Origin of the sequence: Allosphingosinicella sp. (assembly GCF_036387215.1) — a bacterium.
GTDB lineage: Bacteria > Pseudomonadota > Alphaproteobacteria > Sphingomonadales > Sphingomonadaceae > Allosphingosinicella.
Map to the genome: position 1 here is coordinate 1 of NZ_DASVUE010000339.1, position 2,116 is coordinate 2,116.

Annotated in this window: 5 protein-coding genes; 3 read left to right on the plus strand and 2 right to left on the minus strand. The window is 66.8% G+C overall.

Translation table 11 applies throughout. From position 1 onward, the window contains the following. Positions 1–308: 308 nt before the first annotated feature. Positions 309–599 carry a 50S ribosomal protein L28 gene (gene rpmB, locus VF662_RS13600; protein ID WP_464142197.1) on the minus strand — a complete coding sequence of 97 codons (291 nt, stop codon included), beginning with the start codon at positions 597–599 and terminating at the stop codon, positions 309–311. A 179-nt stretch (positions 600–778) separates the two neighbouring features. On the opposite strand from rpmB, the gene VF662_RS13605 reads away from it, so the two are divergent. Genes VF662_RS13605 through VF662_RS13615 form a run of 3 tightly spaced genes read left to right on the plus strand, consistent with a single transcriptional unit; the run spans position 779 to position 1,739 of the window. Next, a complete protein-coding gene (locus VF662_RS13605) occupies positions 779–1,051 on the plus strand; it encodes a hypothetical protein (RefSeq protein WP_464142199.1) in 273 nt (90 codons plus the stop codon). A 21-nt stretch (positions 1,052–1,072) separates the two neighbouring features. Next, the gene (locus VF662_RS13610) at positions 1,073–1,252 is read left to right on the plus strand and encodes a YqaE/Pmp3 family membrane protein (RefSeq protein ID WP_464142201.1); all 180 of its coding nucleotides are present in this window, start codon (positions 1,073–1,075) and stop codon (positions 1,250–1,252) included. Between the two features lie 31 nt (positions 1,253–1,283). Beyond that, a complete protein-coding gene (locus VF662_RS13615) occupies positions 1,284–1,739 on the plus strand; it encodes a nucleoside deaminase (RefSeq protein WP_464142203.1) in 456 nt (151 codons plus the stop codon). Here the strand turns inward: VF662_RS13615 and VF662_RS13620 are convergent. Continuing rightward, positions 1,736–2,116, minus strand: a 381-nt coding sequence (locus VF662_RS13620; protein ID WP_464142205.1) for an energy transducer TonB, incomplete at its 5' end; no start/stop codon positions are given. The genes VF662_RS13615 and VF662_RS13620 overlap by 4 nt on opposite strands.

Genomic DNA, 2,116 nt, shown 5'->3' on the forward strand with positions numbered 1-2,116 from the left:
CGGGGGCCGGAACGGCAGCGATGGTGCTGGCGGCGAGTGCGGCTCCGATGGTGATCTTCTTCAACATGATGAACTCCTTCACACTTCGATCTCGTGGTCGGCGCTTCCGGTCTGCGCTTCCGAATCTGGGTCGCGCCGGCCGTCGTCGATGAGGTGCTTATGGAGTGATTCGCTTGAGCCCTGTCTGAATGCCCGTGTCAGGCGCCGTTCATCGGGATGGGCCTGATTCCGCACGCGAAAACGCACCCTCCGCGGCGGGCGGAGAGTGCGTCAGAGGAGTTCGAAGCAGCTTCCCGAAGGAAGAGCGATCAGGCCTCGGCCGTCGCCTTCTTCTCGATCTCGCGCTTCAGGCGGCGGACCTTGAGGCTCAATTTGTCGTCCGACGTCTTGGCGAGCCAATTGTCGAGCCCACCGACATGCTCGACCGAGCGGAGCCCGTTCATCGAGACGCGCAGCTTCACGCCGCGACCGAGCGCGTCGGAGATGAGGGTGACGTTCTGCAGGTTCGGCAGGAACGTGCGCTTGGTCTTGTTGTTGGCGTGGGAAACATTGTGACCCACCTGCCGGCCCTTGCCGGTCAGCTCGCAAATGCGCGACATCGTATCTCTTCCTGGAATGGGGCCGATGCCCCGGAAAGTGCGGGCAAATAACCGCAGGACGCGCTTCCGTCAACCTCCCGCCGCGGGGGGAAGAGCCGGGAAGTCGTTGCGGGGGTGCAACCGTTTGCGATGATCTACGTTAAACCCGGAACTGCATGGTTCAGCAGGGAGGAGTGACAATGAGACGTACTGTTTTGGGTCTTCTGGTCGTGGTCGTGCTGATCGCGATCGTATTGTTCGCCACCGGCTTCTGGAAGGCGGACGTGAAGGAAGGCGAGCTTCCGAAGGTCGACGTCAGCGCCGAGGGCGGCAAGCTGCCCGATGTTGATGTGGATTCGAAGGAAATCGTGGTGGGCACCACGGAGACCAACGTGTCCGTGCCGAAGATCGAAACGGAGAAGACTAAGGTCGACGTGCCTGTGGTCGGCGTCAAGGACGACGGCAAGGAATAAGGGACGGGAGGGCCGCGCGCCATGTCCGCAGGACTGATCGTCGCGGCCCTTCTCCTGCCGCCGCTGGCCCTCTTCCTCAGCGAAGGGGTCACCCGGAACTTCTGGATCGCCTTCGGGCTCACCTGCCTCGGCTATCTGCCCGGGGTGGTGTTTGCATTCTATGTGCTGCTGAAGCGGCCCGCCGCGCCCCGACCGGCGTAGCGCGCATCGCCCGCTGCCGCTAAGCGGCCTCATGACCTTCCCACTTCCCGAGCCGATGCGCCTTGCGCTCGATCAGGCACGCGAGGCGGCGCTTGCCGGCGAAGTGCCCGTGGGTGCGGTTGTGATGCGCGGCGGAGACATCGTTGCCGCCCGGCGCAACGTGATGCGGACGAGCAACGATCCGACCGCCCATGCCGAGATCGCCGCGCTTCGCGCCGCGGCTGCCACGCTCGGCACCTCGCGGCTCGACGGCTGCGACCTCTGGGTGACGCTGGAGCCATGCGCGATGTGCGCCGGCGCGATCGCACTGGCGCGGATCGATCGGCTCTATTTCGCCGCGCCCGATCCGAAGGGCGGCGCCGTGCTTCACGGCCCGCGCCTGTTCGGCCAGCCGACCTGCCACCACGCCCCTGAAATCTACAGCGGCATCGGCGAGAGCGAAGCGGCGGCCTTGCTCAGGGATTTTTTCGCGGAGCGGCGCGGCTAGCGCCTGCCGGGCAGCAGCCAGTCGAAGGTTCTGCTTATCGTTTCCGGCACCGGACGGCCGGCTCCGTCGGTGGCGGGCTCGTAGCGGAAGCGGCGTTCGATGAGGCGGCAGGTGGTGGCGTCGAGCTCCGGCGAGGCGGTGGAGCGTGTCACCCGGCATCCGCTGACGCTGCCGTCGGTCTCGACGGTGAACCGCACGGAGACGGAACCCTCGATGCCCGCGCGGCGGGCGGCCGCAGGATAATCAGTCGCGCCTGAGATCGAGCCGCTCACGCGCCGGGCGCGCGACGCGGCGCCGCCGCCGGTGCCGCTCCCCTGCCCGCCGCTTCCGATCCCGGCGCCCTCGCCTCCGGCCCCCGTGCCTGGACCGTCTTCATC

Excerpts from the sequence above, each read along its gene's own strand:
- VF662_RS13610 (WP_464142201.1), top strand. The coding sequence starts at position 1,073 with ATGTCCGCAGGACTGATCGTCGCGGCCCTTCTCCTGCCGCCGCTGGCC.
- rpmB (WP_464142197.1), bottom strand. The coding sequence starts at position 599 with ATGTCGCGCATTTGCGAGCTGACCGGCAAGGGCCGGCAGGTGGGTCAC.
- VF662_RS13615 (WP_464142203.1), top strand. The coding sequence starts at position 1,284 with ATGACCTTCCCACTTCCCGAGCCGATGCGCCTTGCGCTCGATCAGGCA.
- VF662_RS13605 (WP_464142199.1), top strand. The coding sequence starts at position 779 with ATGAGACGTACTGTTTTGGGTCTTCTGGTCGTGGTCGTGCTGATCGCG.